The sequence below is a fragment of the Candidatus Thermoplasmatota archaeon genome, from assembly GCA_035540375.1.
Taxonomy (GTDB): Archaea; Thermoplasmatota; SW-10-69-26; order JACQPN01; family JAJPHT01; genus DATLGO01.
Genome location: DATLGO010000048.1, coordinates 24,901 through 39,431, shown reverse-complemented (window position 1 = coordinate 39,431; position 14,531 = coordinate 24,901). Strand labels below are relative to the sequence as shown.

The window sequence follows — 14,531 nt, the reverse complement described above, 5'->3', positions numbered from 1 at the left end:
TGAAGCTCCGACTTATGCGGCGACCGCCAGGAGGCCCTGAACCTTGAGCAAGGTCATCGGCATCGACCTCGGGACCACGTACTCGGCCGTCGCCGTCATCGAGGGCGGCCACGCGGAGATCATCCCCAACGCGGAAGGCGCCCGCACGACCCCGTCCGTCGTCGCGTTCACCAAGGAAGGCGAGCTCGTCGTCGGCGAGGTCGCGAAGCGCCAGGCGGTCGCGAACCCGGAGAACACGGTCGCGTCCGTCAAGCGCTTCATGGGCCGCACGTTCGACGAGACCCGCGACGAGGCCGCCCGCGTCTCCTACAAGGCGACGCGCGGCGACGCCGGCAAGGTCGCGATCCAGATCCCCGCGAAGGGCCGCGCGTTCAGCCCCGAGGAGATCAGCGCGTTCGTGCTCCAGAAGCTCAAGCGCGACGCCGAGGCGTACCTCGGCCAGACGGTCGAGAAGGCCGTCATCACGGTCCCCGCCTACTTCAACGACTCGCAGCGCCAGGCGACGAAGGACGCGGGCCGCATCGCGGGCCTCGAGGTCCTCCGCATCGTGAACGAGCCCACCGCGAGCGCGCTCGCCTACGGGCTCGACAAGAAGAAAGGCGAGACGGTGCTCGTCTTCGACCTCGGCGGCGGCACGTTCGACGTGTCGGTGCTCGAGTTCGGCGAAGGCGTCTTCGAGGTCAAGGCGACGGCGGGCGACAACCACCTCGGCGGCGACGACTTCGACGACCGCATCGTGCGCCACCTCGCCGCGGACTTTGAGGCGAAGAACGGCATCGACCTCCTCCAGGACCGCTCCGCCCGCGAGCGCCTGCGCGAAGCCGCCGAGAAGGCGAAGAAGGAGCTCTCGACGGTCCAGAAGACGAACATCAACCTTCCCTACATCGTGATCGGCAAGGACGGGCAGCCCCGCCACGTCGACGTCGATCTCACCCGCGCCAAGTTCGAGGACCTCGTCCGCGATCTCCTCGAGCGCTGCCGCGGACCCACCGAGCAGGCGCTGCGCGACGCGGGCCTCAAGGGCACGGACCTCAGCGAGGTCATCCTCGTCGGCGGATCCACCCGCATTCCCGCGGTCCAGGAGCTCGTGAAGCGCGTCACGGGCAAGGAGCCGAACAAGTCGGTGAACCCCGACGAGGCCGTCGCCCTCGGCGCCGCCATCCAGGCCGGGGTCCTCACGGGCGAGGTCATGGACCTCCTGCTCCTCGACGTCACGCCCCTGACCCTCGGGATCGAGACGCTCGGCGGGGTCACGACGGCGCTCATCGAGCGCAATACCACGATTCCCGCCAAGCGGAGCAAGGTCTTCTCGACCGCGGCCGACATGCAGACCACGGTCGAGATCCACGTCCTCCAGGGCGAGCGGCCGCTCGCGAAGGACAACAAGTCCCTCGGCCGCTTCCGGCTCGACGGCATCCCGCCCGCGCCGCGCGGCATCCCTCAGATCGAGGTCAGCTTCGACATCGACGCGAACGGCATCCTCAACGTGAGCGCGAAGGAGCTCGGCACGGGCAAGGCGCAGCAGATCACGATCACGGGCTCGACGCGCCTCGACGAGAAGGAAGTCGAGCGCATGCGCGCCGACGCCGAGCGCTTCGCGGCCGAGGACAAGGCGCGCGCCGAGGAGATCGAGGTCAGGAACGAAGCCGACTCGATGGCGTACCTCGCGGAGCGCACGCTCGCCGAGGCCGGCGACAAGGCCGACGCCGCCGCGAAGGGCAAGGTGCAGGGCGCGCTCGACGCGCTCAAGGCGGCCCTTGCGGGCGGGAACGTTTCGGAGATCCGCGACCGCTCCAAGGAGCTCGCCGAGGCGATCCAGGCGGTCGGCGCGGCGCTTTACCAGCAGGCCGCCGCGGCCGCGGCCGCCGCGAACGCGCCCCCGCCGGGCGCCGCGGGGCCCGACGCGCACGCCGAGACCACGACGCGCACCGCGAAGGGCGAGGGCCCCGACGCGATCGACGTCGACTACGACGTGGAGAAGAAGTAACGACGAGCGTTCTCCGATGGCGCGTCGAGCGGGGGGACGGCGCTCGCGGGTAAGCCGGTCTGCGCAATCAACCTTACATAGATGGCTCCCGTTGGATCCATCGGGAGGCTTCCATGAACGGAAAACCCATCTGGATCAGCTTGCTCGCAATCGCTTTCGTCGCGCCCGTCGCGGTCCCCGCCGCGGCGGAACACGGCCGGTGCAACGACATCAACGGGCCCATCCTCGGCCACGCGCACCTGTGCAGCGCCCCGCCCTGTGCCGAAGGCTTCGTCGGGCAACTCGGCCTGCTGCAGAGCGACACGTGCTGTCACGTCCGACCGAGCGAGGACGAAAAGGCACAGGGTTATCCCCTGTACAGGAATGTCGTCGATTGCTTCACCTACGCCCGGGGCTTCGAAGCCGCCGGCTTCGGCCTCGCCGTCGCAGCGCCCTGGTTGCCGCTCTCGACGATTTTCGCCCCCGCCCGCGCGCACGCGCCCGAAGGGCCCCAGATCGAGGACGAGACCGTCCTCGGAGTCTACCTTGCGCCCCTTGGGGTGACCATCGACGCCTCGACGCTCAACGGTTACGGCGAGGCCCAATTCGGTTCGGCCGCGCCTATTCCCTTCCGCGGCGTCGGCGAAGTCGAGGACCTGACGATCAGTTTCGGCGCGACCGTCATCCGCGCAAGCGTCCTGCGGGCTGAATCGAAGCTCGAGCCCTGGTCCGTCGGGTACACGGAGAATTCGCACGTCGCGACGCTGACGGTGAATTCAATCAACGTGCCGATCACGACGGCCCCGAATCAGGTCATCGACGTTCCAAGCGTCGTCACGACGTGCCCCGCGGCCCGCATCGTCCTGCACGAGGTCATCCACGAGGGGGCGCCGGGCGCGAATCCCTACTCCCGCGAATTCGTGAACGCGCTGCACGTCACCGTGTTCGAGCCGCTCTCCTGCACGCCGCTCGTCGAAGTGTGGGCTGGCGGCGCCATGACGGCGTGGCACGCCTGATTCAGCTCCACGGCGCGCCGCGGAGGCGCGCCGCGGATCCTCTTTTTTCCAATGCGGGACCTCGAACAACGGTCGCGCGTCCGTCAGGTTCAAGCCGTCCTCGCCATCATCCCGACCTGCGGATGCCGTCGAAGCGCGACTACTATGAGATCCTCGGCCTCGCGAAGGGCGCCTCGAAGGACGAGATCAAGAAGGCGTACCGCCAGCTCGCGCTGAAGCTCCACCCGGACCGCAACAAAGAGGCCGGCGCCGAGGAGCGCTTCAAGGAGGTCTCGGAAGCGTACGCCGTGCTCTCGGACGACGAGAAGCGCCAGGTGTACGACCGCCACGGTCACGCGGGTTTCGACCAGCGCTACTCGGAGGAGGACATCTTCCGCGGCGCCGACTTCGGCGAGTTCGGCTTCGACCTCGACTCGATCCTCCGCGCCTTCTTCGGCGGCCGCGGCGGCTTCGCGGGCCGCGGCCCCGCGGGCGGCGCGGACCTCCAGGTTCCGCTCGAGGTCACGCTCGAGGACGTCCTCGAGGGCGCCGAGAAGACGGTGGAGGTCGCCCGCCTCGAATCCTGCGCCGCCTGCGACGGGTCCGGCGCCCGGAAGGGCGGCCGCGGCGCGGTCCGCTGCCCGACGTGCGACGCGACGGGCGAGATCCGCCGCATGGCGCGCACGCCGTTCGGCGTCATGACGCAGGTCGGCGCGTGCCCCGACTGCCGCGGCCGCGGCGTGCTCGTGCGCGACCCCTGCGCGACGTGCCAGGGCGCGGGCCTCGCGCGCGAACGCCGCCGCCTCACGGTCCGCATCCCGCCCGGCGTCGAGTCGGGCATGAACCTCCGATTGCGCGGCGAAGGCGACGCGGGCCCGCGCGGCGCGCCCTCGGGCGACCTCTACGCGACGATCCGCGTGAGGGAGCACGCGACGTTCACGCGCGAGCGCGAGAACCTGCACGTCGTCGTCCCGCTCACGTTCAGCCAGGCCGCCCTCGGCGACACGCTCGACGTGCCGCTCCTCGGCGGCGGCCGCGAGACGCTCGCGATTCCCGCCGGCACGCAGGCCGGCGAGGTGTTCACGATCCGCGGCAGGGGCCTCCCGACGCTCGGCCGCCCCGCGCGCGGCGACCTCCTCGTGCACGCGAAGGTGTACACGCCCACGAAGCTCTCGAGCGAACAGCGCAAGCTCCTCGAGGCGCTCGCGGAGCTCGACGGAACCGAGCGGCGGAAGGGGTTCTTCGAAAGATTCCGATTGTGACCTGACATGATCGGGCCCGCGCAACATTGATGCGGGGGGGGTCTTGTCGGATGTGATGAAAGCCCCGATGCTCATCGCCTTCGTTCTACTTGCGGTCAATCTCCCTTCCACAGGTGCGGAGACCGGCGTCGACAGTTGCTACGTGGACGAGAACGAAGCCATGGTCGGATGCGGACCCTGCGCGGCGGATGAGACGGGACCCTCGTGCTACGGGTGCAACGCCGAGAACGTTCCGACGACGGAGTGCTTCTCGAATCCGCCCTCCTGCGGCCTATCCATCTGCGTAGAGACCTGGATCAACATCTGGGGGTCGCGGCGAATCGAGGCCGCAGCTTCCGTGACCGGGCCGGTTGAGAGTGCCGTGTTGACGGCCACGTTCAAGATGACGGGAGGCGTGGTTTCCGAGGTGACGCGCACCGACACATGTTCGAACATGCCGGCAAGCGCAGATCCCTGCGGCGCCGGCCTTCTCGTTGGGTATATTGGCGCCCCGGACATCGAATGGGTGTGCGCCATGGCGGAGGCAACGGCCTCCTCGTGGGGTGATCTGGAGTCCGTTTCCCAACCTGCCGAGTGGGGGGCCTGTTGAAGCAACGGTCGGCGTGGGCCATCGTTGTCCTCGCGCCTTCCTTCATCGGTTGTTTCACCGCGACCGATGCGTGGACGCTGCCTGCTCTCGAGGAAGGATCCTGGGCAGTTTTCAATGTGACCGGGCCTGTTGAAGGTAGCTTGAAGTTGGCCGTAGGCCCGAGGTCGCCTTTCCTCGATCGGTTTGGGCGGGAGGCGGAAGCGCATCGCCTCGACGTGGGGTTCGACGGTGAAATTGAGGGTCACGGATTTCCGCCTCACCACACGGAATATCTCGATGGCGAAGGCAATCTCATCGCCGTTGATTATGGCTGCCGATACGACGAAGAGAGCATGGAAACGTGTGAAGCGGGGCGGACGGTCATAAACTACGGCATGCGGGGAACGCCGAGCTTCCTCGGCGTAGGTCCCCTCTTCGGGCGCCTCCGCGGCGACGCAGGGCCCGCTCTGAATGCCCTCGATCCTCGGTATCGTTCTATCCCGGCCCCTGCAGGGAGTTCTCACGGCTGTCGGTTGATCGAAGTTTCGGCGCCGGCCACGGGCGGTGGATCCACCTGGTCGAGCGGCATCTCTCCGTGGTTGATTCGAGAGGGCGCGGTAACCCTGTGTGATGGCGTTCCATTTCCGACCGCGATCCGAAGCGGCCCCTACAAATTTACGCTTCAACAATACGCGCGGGGGCAGGGCGGAATCATTTCCACGGCCCATGAACACCGGGCGGTGCCGCCAGTAGAACTGGCGCGCATGCGAGGTCGAGAATTGCCCGAAGGAGAACCGGGCCCGATCGGGATCGCGGAGGCCCTGGAATGGGCTCGCGAACATGACGGCGATGTCGAGCGATTCCTGCGGGCGCACCCCTCTGCGGCGATTCAATCGGCTCGCTTTGCTTACGCGGGATGCTCCCGCGTCGTTGGAAACGTCGACAGAGAGACCTATACCATGACGATCTTGCTGCAGTCGACCGCCTCCACGGCCGCCCTTGAATTCAAGGTTCAGAAGGATATCCTAAACAACCCACTCCCGCTCGTGGGTGAACGCGAAACGCTCAAGGTTATCTCGAAGACTCCCATGGTGCGCGCGCCTCCCCGCGACACCGACAACTCCCTCATTCTCCCATTGGATGCCGCGCGAGAGCGCGTCGCCATCATGATGAACTTGCGGGACGCCCAGATCACCAATATTACGACCTTCGGCCGGCAGCCAAAGGTCTACATGGATCATTACGAGTACGCCCTGTTTTTCCTCGACAACCGGTCGCTTCGCGCAAGAATCGTCATCCTGGACCTCCGGGACGGCTCATTCGTATTCTTGGATGTTCCTAAGGATATTTGGTCCACGAATCAACGAAGATCCCAACCTGACTTCCCAAGTTATCGAGATCATCCCTACTGTCGTTGATGGATTGGCATCCTTGGTTGTTCTAGCGACCGCTCCTCGGCGACACGTGATGGAAACGACGCCTGTGGACTGATGATCGGCCATACGATCTCTGGTTCGTCCTCTCCCCGCGGGAGCGTAAACGCTGTTTCATGGGATTTCAGAGATGGCTCTTTCGTTTCCATCGACGTCCACGTCCCCATGTGCTTTGCAAAGCCCCAGATGGAAGATCGTCTCGAACGGCGTCGGACGCATATCCGGCTCGCCGCCTCTGCTCGAGGGGGTGTGACGAACGAGCCGCGCGTCGACACGACGAACCCCGGAAGGCGCGGTTGGAAGCACAGCCTTAGGGATGCCCTCCCATCCATCGTACGGACGGGGGCGGAGCGCGCCTTCCGGGTTCGTGTCGGGGATGCGGGTCAGGCGACGGCCGTGGCCGCCGGCATGACAGGGATGGGCGCCGCGCGGGTCGGGCGCGCGGCGGCGGTGAGCTGTTCGGTGGCCGCGTCGAGGCGCGCCAAGAGCGAGCAGCCGCGCGCGGTCCACCAGTGACAGTCGGAGCAACGGGACCCGGTTTCGCAGAGGAGGAGGTCCAAGGGGTGCATCTCCAACCCCGACGAGGCGCGCCGCCGCGATAGCTTCGAGGGAGGGGGTGGGCTGAAAGTGCTTGCCGGGATCGGGTCCCGGGACCGGGCGTCAGGTGCCGGGCGCCGGGGGCCGGGCCCGGGATTCGGGAACCGGGCCCGGGAGCCGGGCGCCGGGATTCGGGACCGGGTCCGGGATTCGGGACCGGGTCCGGGCGTCGGGTGTCGGGCGTCGGGACCGGGCTCGGGCGTCGGGTCCGGGCGCCGGGCGTCGGGCCCGGGTCCGGGTCCGGGACCGATCCGCGCGGACGAAGCCGCAAGGTTATTCGGCGCGGACGCCGAAGGATTCCGCATCATGGACCGTTCGCTCGCCTCCATGGCCGAAGACATCCGCAGCATGCGCGTGCGCGGCGCGGGGAAGATCGGCCGCTACGCCGCCGAAGCCCTCGCCGTGTGGGAATCCGATTTCCGCGGCGAGAACTTCGCGCGCGAACTCGAGCGCGCCGCCGCGACGCTCATGGCGACCCGCCCCTCGGCCGTGTCCCTCATGAATGCCGTCGCGTTCGTGGTCCGTCGCGCGCGCGGCGCGCTCCCGCGCGGCGAGGAGGCGGCCCGGCAGGCGCTCCGCGTGGCCGCGAAGGAATTCTCGGACCGCAGCGAGAAGGCCGTCGCCGCAATCGGCGCGCACGGCGCCGACCGGCTGCGCGAGGGCGGTCGCTACCTCACGCACTGCAACAGCCAGGCCGCCCTCGCGGTCTTCCGCGAAGGCGCGCGGCGGGGCCTCGCGTTCGAGGTCTTCGCGACCGAGACGCGGCCGTGGCGGCAGGGGCTCCTCACGACGAAGGAGCTTGTCGAGGCGGGCATCGCGACGACGTACGTCGTCGACAGCGCGGTCTTGCACCTCATGCCGACGCTCGACGGCGTGTTCGTGGGCGCGGACACCGTCGCGATGAACGGCGACGTCGTGAACAAGGTCGGCACGAGCGCGGTCGCCCTCGCGGCCCGCGCGCACGGGAAGCCCTTCCGCGTCTGCGCGGAGACGTACAAGGTCGACCTCGCCTCGCGCGCGGGGCGCGACGTCCCGATCGAGGAGCGCGAAAGCGCGGAGGTCGCGCGGGAGGGCGAACTCGCGCCGGGCGTGCGCATCCTGAACCCCGTCTTCGACGTCACCCCCGCGGCCTGGATCGCGGAGACGCTCACGGAGCTCGGCCCCGCCGCGCCCGCGACCGTCGGCGACCTCGCGCGGAAGACCTGGGAACTCTGAGCCCGGACCCCTCCGTCGAGCCGATTCGTCGGACGAGCAAGGTGCTCACCCTCGACGATGCGCAAATGTAACACGCCGTCGTCCTTCAGAGGGGGCCGCACCTCGAGCAGGCGTAGAAGGGGGCCACAGAACCCGAGCATGGCGGAAGGGGGCCGTAGAACCCGAGCATGGCGGAAGGGGGGCCGCAAAACCCGGGCCTCGTTCGTCAGGAAAACGCGGGTTTGGGTCGGGGGTCCAGGGGGCGCGAGCCCCCTGGTCCACGGGAGGGTCAAGGGAGGGGGCGGATAGCACCCTCCCTTGGCACGCAGTCGCACAGCGCCGCAGCGCTGTGCGACGGAGTGCCCGCTGAAGGCCCCGAACTCAATGGTGCTAGATCTGCCCGATCTGGTCCTTCACGGCCTTCGCCGCGGAGGCCATCCAGTCGGCATCCTCGCCCTTGAGGGGGAGGTCGATGACCTTCTCGACGCCGCGCTCGGAGAGGATCGCGGGGACGCCGAGGGCGACGTCCTGCTGGCCGTACTCTCCGTCGAGGACGCACACGACGGGGATGAACTGCTTCGGGCCCTGGCCGAGTGCGGCCTGGACCATCTGCGAGATGGCGATCCCGGGCGCGTAGTAGGTCGCGCCCTTCTTCTCGATGATGCTCGCCGCGCGGCCCCGGACCGCTTCCTTGGCCTGAGCCCAGTCGACCTTCGCGCCGCCCGTGCGCGCGAGGCCCGCCGCGGGGAACATCTGCTCGCCGTGGTTGCCGAGGATCCACGCGTCGTTCCACACGGGCGCCTTCACGGAGTCGCGGAGGACGTCCCAGAGGCGCATCGAGTCGTGGAGCGCGCCCATGCCGTAGATCTGGGAGCGGGGCTTGCCGCTCGACTTCCACGCGGCGTACACGAGGGGGTCGACGGGGTTCGTGACGAAGTTGATCTGCGCCTCGGGCGCGACGGCGAGGACCTTCGCCGTGATGTCCTTGACGATGCCCGCGTTCTTCGCGAGGAGGTCTTCGCGCGTCATGCCGGGCTTGCGCGCGAGGCCCGCGGAGACGACGACGACCTTCGCGCCCTTGAGGAGCGCGTAGTCCGTGCCGCCCACGACGCGCGTGCGCTTGCCGAGGCCCGCGGCCGCCGTGTTGAGGTCCATCGCCTCGCCGACCGCGAGGTTCTCCACGATGTCCACGATCGCGATCTCGTCCACGTCCACGCGGTGGAGCGTCGAGTACACGGCGTTCGAGCCGATCTTGCCCGCGCCCACGAAGCCGACCTTCGTCGTCAAGGGAACAACCTCGCGGCGGCAAACCCGACACGGTTTAAGAGCGTTCCGTCCCCCGGGGCGCCTCGGCAAGGTTCATGACCGACGAGCGCGAAGCGGGGCCCATGACGAACGGCGCGGCGGAGGCCCAGCGGCTCCTTGCGGAGCTCGCGACCGCCCGCGCGCGCGACCTCCCGCGCGACGTCCCGGAGGTGCTCGGGGCGCCCTCGGGTCTCGCGGCGCTCCGTCTCGCGACCGCGTTCGCGCGCGCCTACAAGCGGGTGGCGTTCGACCGGGCCTTCTCCCTTGCCGAGCCCCGCTTCACGGTGCGCGACGACCGGGGGGACCTCGCCTTCGAAGTCGCCCCCCGCCCGCCCGTCGGCCGCGGCGACCTCGCCGCGGCGCTCGCGCGGGTCGCGCCCCCTGGCGACCGCACGCCGGTCGCGCTCGGCGTCGATTACGGCGCGACGAAGGTCGCGGAGGTGCAGGTGCTGCACTGGCTCTACGGAGCCCCGACCTGGTTCCCGCCCCGCGAGCCCATGCCCCGGGCCGACTCGCCGGCGCTCGCCGCCGCCCGCGCGCGCGGATGGACGAGCTACCTCGAGACCGTGAATCTCCTCCCGATGGGTCGACTGCTCGTCGTGCCGGAGGACCAGGGTCTCTTCGCGACCGACGCCGCGCGGCACGTCGCGGGCGTCGCGGCCCGCTACCCTTCCGGCGTCGTGCGCTTCCACGCGAACCCCTTCGTCGATCCGTTGTGGTCCGACAGCGCGCGCGGCGAGATCCTCGGCGCGGAGCGCATGGGCTGCATCTGATCGCGGGTTCGACCCGCGATCGCGAATCTTCTTCCGCGCGGGCGGCCGCGTTGTCGTATGGCCCATGCGGCCGCGCGGCTCGGCACAGGCTCGGTCGTCCTCGACCAGGCGCTCGACGGGGGCTTCCCCGTCGGCGCCCTCGTCGTGCTCGACGGCGAGCCTGGCGCGGGCGCGCCCGAACTCGCGTGGACCGTTCTCGCCGCCGCCGCGAGCGAGAACATGGGACGCGAGCTCGTCTACGCCTCGGCGGCCCGGAGCGAGGCGAGGCTCGTGCGCGAGCGCAACGAGCTCTTTCCAGGCCGCAAGGAGGCGTTCAAGGCGAAGCCCTTGACGCTCGCCGAGCGGGACCGCGCGGGCGCCCTCCTCGCCCTCGCCGGGACGCTCGGGCGGGGGGACGTGCTCGTCGCCGAGACGACGGCGACGCTCGGCGACCCGAAGGGCGTCGACGCCCTCGCGCGCGCCCTCGGCGACCAGGCGGCCGACGTCGGCTTCCTCGCAATCCTCGTGCACGCGGCGGGCACGCTCGACGGCGCCGCGCACGCGCGCCTCGCCGACGCGGCCGACGCGCTCGCCGTCCTGCGCTGGCGCGACGCGGGGACCGTCCGCCGACGTCATCTCTGGATGCCCAAAGCCCGCGGCCTCGTCTCCCTCCTCGAAGCCGAGGAGGTCCCGGTCTTCGAGGTGAGCCTGCGCAAGGGCGCCGGGTTCGTGGCGTCGAAGATCAAGAGCGTGATGTAGTTCGGATCTTTTCAGCGGGATTCCGAACCCGGAGCGCGCAACGGGCGCGGTCCCGGTCCGGGACCCGAAGCCTGGTCCCGACACCCGGCGTTTGGGACCCGCGGCCGTCATCCCAGGTGGGCGACGCTTTCCTCGACGCGGGCGACCCGTCGTTTTATGGTCGCGCGAAGCGTGCGCGAAGCTGATGTCTCGCCTGCTTGTCGCCTTCGATGGTTCGGGGCCCTCGGAAGCCGCCCTCGCCTACGCCGCCCGCCGCGCGGCCGTGGCGGGCGACGAGGTGGTCCTCGTGACCGTCGTCCCGTCCTCGCTCCAGGAAAGCTTCCTGAGCAAGATGCTCCTTCCCGGGGTCGATCTCTCGAAGGTCGTCGGGGCGGGGTCGTTCGCGGAGAATGCCCGGAAGCGGCTCGAGGCCGCGGCGGCGCCGCTCAAGGAGAAGAAGATCAAGGTCTCGGTCGAGGTCCGTGCGGGCGAGTCCGCGGAGATGATCCTCGTGGCGGCGCGCGAGCTCGGCGCGCACGAGATCATCCTCGGGCACAAGTCGTACGAGCAGCTCGCGAACTTCCCGATCGGGAACGTCGCAGACAAGGTCGTGCGCCACGCGCCGGTCACCGTCACGGTGGTCCGGCCGTGAGGCTCGACCACTGCTGCCTCAACGTGCGGGATCTCGACCGCGCGATCGCGTTCTACACGAAGCACTTCGGCCTCAAGCTCCTCTCCCGGCGCGAAATTCCGGAGACGGACGCGGAGATCGCGTTCGTCGGCACGACGCCGGACGCGATGAAGCTCGAGCTGACGCATTGGCGGAAGTGGAAGCCCGCGGATTACGTCGACGGATCCCTCTTCGATCACGTCGCGATCGTCGTGGACGACGTGCGCGGCCTGGTGGAGCGCCTCCGATCGGCCGGCGTCAAGGTCGCGAAGGAGCCGTTCGTCATCTCGTCCTCGAAGAGCACGATCGCCTTCGTCCACGACGACGACGGCCATTGGGTGGAGCTCATCCAGAAGGCGACTTGAGGGCACGCCTCCCCGCCCGCCTCTTCGGCCGTTGCCGAGGTTCAGCCGACAAACTCAAGCACGCTCCGGGGGTCCATGAGGACATGGCCCAGGACGATGCGACCTGGCGTGGGTTCCCCCGGGACGAGCTGCTCGAGCGCGCCCGGCTCGCCGCGGAGGACGGCCCGGTGACGGACGATACCATCGACCTCATCGACGAGATGGAGTCGTGGACGGCGCGCGACCTCTACGGCTGGCTTCTCGAGAACGAACCGCGCTTCGGCGAGGAGGCGCGCCGCGCCGCGCTCTCCGCGTCCTCGCGCTCGCGCTGATCAGACGAGCTTCGCCTGGCGGCCGTCCTGCGCCTGGAGCACGGCGACCGCCGTCATGTTCACGACGTCGCGCACGTCGTCTCCCCGCTGCAGGATGATGACCGGCTTCGCCATGCCCTCGAGGATGGGGCCCGTGGCCTCCGCTTCCGAGAGACGCTGCAGGAGCTTGTAGGCGATGTTCGCGGACTGGAGGTCGGGGAAGACGAGCACGTTCGCGGCCTCCTTGAGGCGGGAGAACGGGTACGTCTCGCGCAGGAGGTCCTCGACGACGGCCGTGTCGGCCTGCATCTCGCCGTCGATCGGGAGGTCGGGCGCCGCGCGCTGGGCGATCTCGACCGCGCGGCGGACCTTGTCCGAAAGCGGGTGCTTCGCGGACCCGAAGTTCGAGAACGAGAGCATCGCGACGCGCGGCTCGAGGTCGAACTGGCGCGCGAAGCGGGCGGCCTGCAGCGCGATCTCGGCGAGCTCCTCCGCGGTCGGGTCGATGTTCACGGTCGCGTCCGCGAAGATGAAGACCTTCCGCTGGATCGTCATGAGGTAGAGCCCCACCGCGCGGTGGCACCCTTCGCGCAGGCCGATGATCTGGAGCGCGGGCCTCAGGGCGTCCGGGTAGTGCGTCGTGACGCCCGAGACGAGCGCGTCCGCGTCGCCGAGCCGGACCATCATGCTTCCGAAGGCGTTGCGATCGCGCGCCATGATCTGCTCCGCCTCGATGAGCGTGACGCCCTTGCGCTTCCTCGCGTCGAAGAGCCCCTCCGTGTACATGGAGCGCGCGGGGAAGCTGCGCGGGTCCACGATGAACGGCTCGAAGTCGAGGCCGAGCTCCGCGATCTTCGAGCGGATGATCTCGGGGTTCCCGAGAAGGATCGGGTGCGCGATGCCTTCGTCGACCACGATCTGGCACGCGCGGAGGATCGTCTCGCTGTGGCCCTCCGGGAAGACGACGCGCTTCGGGCTCTTGCGCGCCTTGTTGATGACGATCCGCATCATCTCGCGGGATTTGCCGAGGCGCGCCTCGAGCGTCTCGCGGTACTGCTGCAGATCGAGGGTCTTCCGGGCGGCGCCCGTCGCCATCGCGGCCTCCGCGACGGCGGGCGCGACGCGCAGGAGCACGCGCGCGTCGAAGGGCTTCGGGATGATGTAATCGGGACCGAAGGAGAGGTGCTCGACGCCATAGGCGCGCAGCACCTCGTCGGGGACGTCCTCCTTCGCGAGGTCCGCGAGCGCCTTCGCGGCCGCGACCTTCATCGCGTCGTTGATCGCGCGCGACCGGACGTCGAGCGCGCCGCGGAAGATGTAGGGATAACCGAGGACGTTGTTGACCTGGTTCGGGAAATCCGAGCGGCCCGTCCCCACGATCGCGTCGGGGCGCGCGGCCTTCGCGACGTCGTACGGGATCTCCGGGTCCGGGTTCGCGAGGGCGAAGACGACGGGCTTCGACGCCATCGATTTCACCATGTCGACCGTCACGAGGTCCTTCACGGAAACGCCCACGAACACGTCCGCGCCCTTGAGCGCGTCCGCGATCGTGCGGCGCCCGTCGTCCTCGCGCGCGAAGCGGTCCTTGTAGGGGTTCATCCCGTCCTTGCGGCCCTTGTGGATGACGCCCTTCGAGTCCACCATCGTGATGTTCTCGAGCTTCGCGCCGATCGTGACGTACATGTTGGCGCACGCGATCGCCGCCGCGCCCGCGCCCGAGACGACGATCTTCACGTCCGCGAGGCTCTTTCCCGCGAGCTCCATCGCGTTCAGCAACCCCGCGGCGGAGATGATGGCCGTCCCGTGCTGGTCGTCGTGGAAGATCGGGATGTCCATGATCTCCTTGAGCTTCTCCTCGATGTAGAAGCACTCGGGGGCCTTGATGTCCTCGAGGTTGATGCCTCCGAAGGTCGGCTCGAGGTTCTTCACGACCGTGATGAACTCGTCGGGATCCTGCGTTCGGACCTCGATGTCGAAGACGTCGATGTCGGCGAACTTCTTGAAGAGGACGCCCTTGCCCTCCATGACCGGCTTCCCGGCCTCCGCGCCGATGTTGCCGAGGCCGAGCACGGCGGTACCGTTCGACACGACGCCCACGAGGTTGCCCTTGGCGGTGTAGCGGTAGGCGAGGTCGCGGTCCTTCGCGATCTCGAGGCACGGGAGGGCGACGCCGGGCGAGTAGGCGATCGAAAGCTCCCGTTGCGTCGCCGTCGGCTTCGTCGGGGTCACGCTGATCTTGCCGCGCGGCTCGCGGCTGTGGTACTCGAGGACCTCGTCCTTCGTGAACCGCCTCACGTCCTTCATGCCGGGATCGCGCTCCCCACGGAGCCTGCCCGGGTTAAAGCTTCCGGGGCCCCTTCGGTCGTCCCCCGGCCGCCGGCGGCACGCGGTTCGCC

14 protein-coding genes are annotated in these 14,531 nt (G+C 69.1%); 11 read left to right on the top strand and 3 right to left on the bottom strand.

Annotated elements, in window-relative coordinates:
• The first annotated feature begins 43 nt into the window (after positions 1-43).
• The 5 genes from dnaK (at position 44) to VM889_05340 (ending at position 6,209) form a co-directional block, all read left to right on the top strand.
• The gene (gene dnaK / locus VM889_05360; GenBank protein ID HVL47963.1) at positions 44-1,987 is read left to right on the top strand and encodes a molecular chaperone DnaK; all 1,944 of its coding nucleotides are present in this window, start codon (positions 44-46) and stop codon (positions 1,985-1,987) included.
• 113 nt (positions 1,988-2,100) lie between these two features.
• Positions 2,101-2,982, top strand: a complete 882-nt coding sequence (locus tag VM889_05355) for a choice-of-anchor P family protein (GenBank protein ID HVL47962.1) — start codon at positions 2,101-2,103, stop codon at positions 2,980-2,982.
• Between the two features lie 122 nt (positions 2,983-3,104).
• Complete coding sequence (gene dnaJ / locus VM889_05350) at positions 3,105-4,223, top strand: molecular chaperone DnaJ (GenBank protein HVL47961.1); 1,119 nt, start codon at positions 3,105-3,107, stop codon at positions 4,221-4,223.
• Positions 4,224-4,278: 55 nt separating this feature from the next.
• Positions 4,279-4,812, top strand: coding sequence for a hypothetical protein (locus VM889_05345; protein HVL47960.1), 534 nt, complete (start codon positions 4,279-4,281; stop codon positions 4,810-4,812).
• Positions 4,809-6,209 carry a hypothetical protein gene (locus VM889_05340; GenBank protein ID HVL47959.1) on the top strand — a complete coding sequence of 467 codons (1,401 nt, stop codon included), beginning with the start codon at positions 4,809-4,811 and terminating at the stop codon, positions 6,207-6,209. Before VM889_05345 ends, VM889_05340 begins: the two co-directional genes overlap by 4 nt.
• Before the next feature lie 398 nt (positions 6,210-6,607).
• Here the strand turns inward: VM889_05340 and VM889_05335 are convergent, their stop codons facing one another.
• Positions 6,608-6,784: a hypothetical protein gene (locus tag VM889_05335; GenBank protein ID HVL47958.1), complete on the bottom strand. Its 177-nt coding sequence runs from the start codon at positions 6,782-6,784 to the stop codon at positions 6,608-6,610.
• 343 nt (positions 6,785-7,127) lie between these two features.
• On the opposite strand from VM889_05335, the gene VM889_05330 reads away from it, so the two are divergent.
• Positions 7,128-8,036, top strand: coding sequence for an S-methyl-5-thioribose-1-phosphate isomerase (locus VM889_05330; GenBank protein HVL47957.1), 909 nt, complete (start codon positions 7,128-7,130; stop codon positions 8,034-8,036).
• A 369-nt stretch (positions 8,037-8,405) separates the two neighbouring features.
• Here the strand turns inward: VM889_05330 and VM889_05325 are convergent, their stop codons facing one another.
• Entirely contained in the window at positions 8,406-9,302 is an 897-nt protein-coding gene (locus VM889_05325) for a malate dehydrogenase (GenBank protein ID HVL47956.1), read from the bottom strand.
• A 101-nt stretch (positions 9,303-9,403) separates the two neighbouring features.
• Between VM889_05325 and VM889_05320 the strand changes: the two genes are divergently transcribed.
• The 5 genes from VM889_05320 (at position 9,404) to VM889_05300 (ending at position 12,156) form a co-directional block, all read left to right on the top strand.
• Positions 9,404-10,093 carry a hypothetical protein gene (locus VM889_05320; GenBank protein HVL47955.1) on the top strand — a complete coding sequence of 230 codons (690 nt, stop codon included), beginning with the start codon at positions 9,404-9,406 and terminating at the stop codon, positions 10,091-10,093.
• Positions 10,094-10,150: 57 nt separating this feature from the next.
• Complete coding sequence (locus VM889_05315; protein HVL47954.1) at positions 10,151-10,831, top strand: hypothetical protein; 681 nt, start codon at positions 10,151-10,153, stop codon at positions 10,829-10,831.
• A gap of 184 nt (positions 10,832-11,015) precedes the next feature.
• The gene (locus VM889_05310) at positions 11,016-11,462 is read left to right on the top strand and encodes a universal stress protein (GenBank protein ID HVL47953.1); all 447 of its coding nucleotides are present in this window, start codon (positions 11,016-11,018) and stop codon (positions 11,460-11,462) included.
• Positions 11,459-11,845, top strand: a complete 387-nt coding sequence (locus VM889_05305) for a VOC family protein (protein HVL47952.1) — start codon at positions 11,459-11,461, stop codon at positions 11,843-11,845. Before VM889_05310 ends, VM889_05305 begins: the two co-directional genes overlap by 4 nt.
• Positions 11,846-11,928: 83 nt before the next feature.
• The gene (locus VM889_05300) at positions 11,929-12,156 is read left to right on the top strand and encodes a hypothetical protein (GenBank protein ID HVL47951.1); all 228 of its coding nucleotides are present in this window, start codon (positions 11,929-11,931) and stop codon (positions 12,154-12,156) included.
• Here VM889_05300 and VM889_05295 read toward each other — a convergent pair whose 3' ends face one another.
• Complete coding sequence (locus VM889_05295) at positions 12,157-14,439, bottom strand: NADP-dependent malic enzyme (protein ID HVL47950.1); 2,283 nt, start codon at positions 14,437-14,439, stop codon at positions 12,157-12,159.
• Between the last annotated feature and the right edge of the window lie 92 nt (positions 14,440-14,531).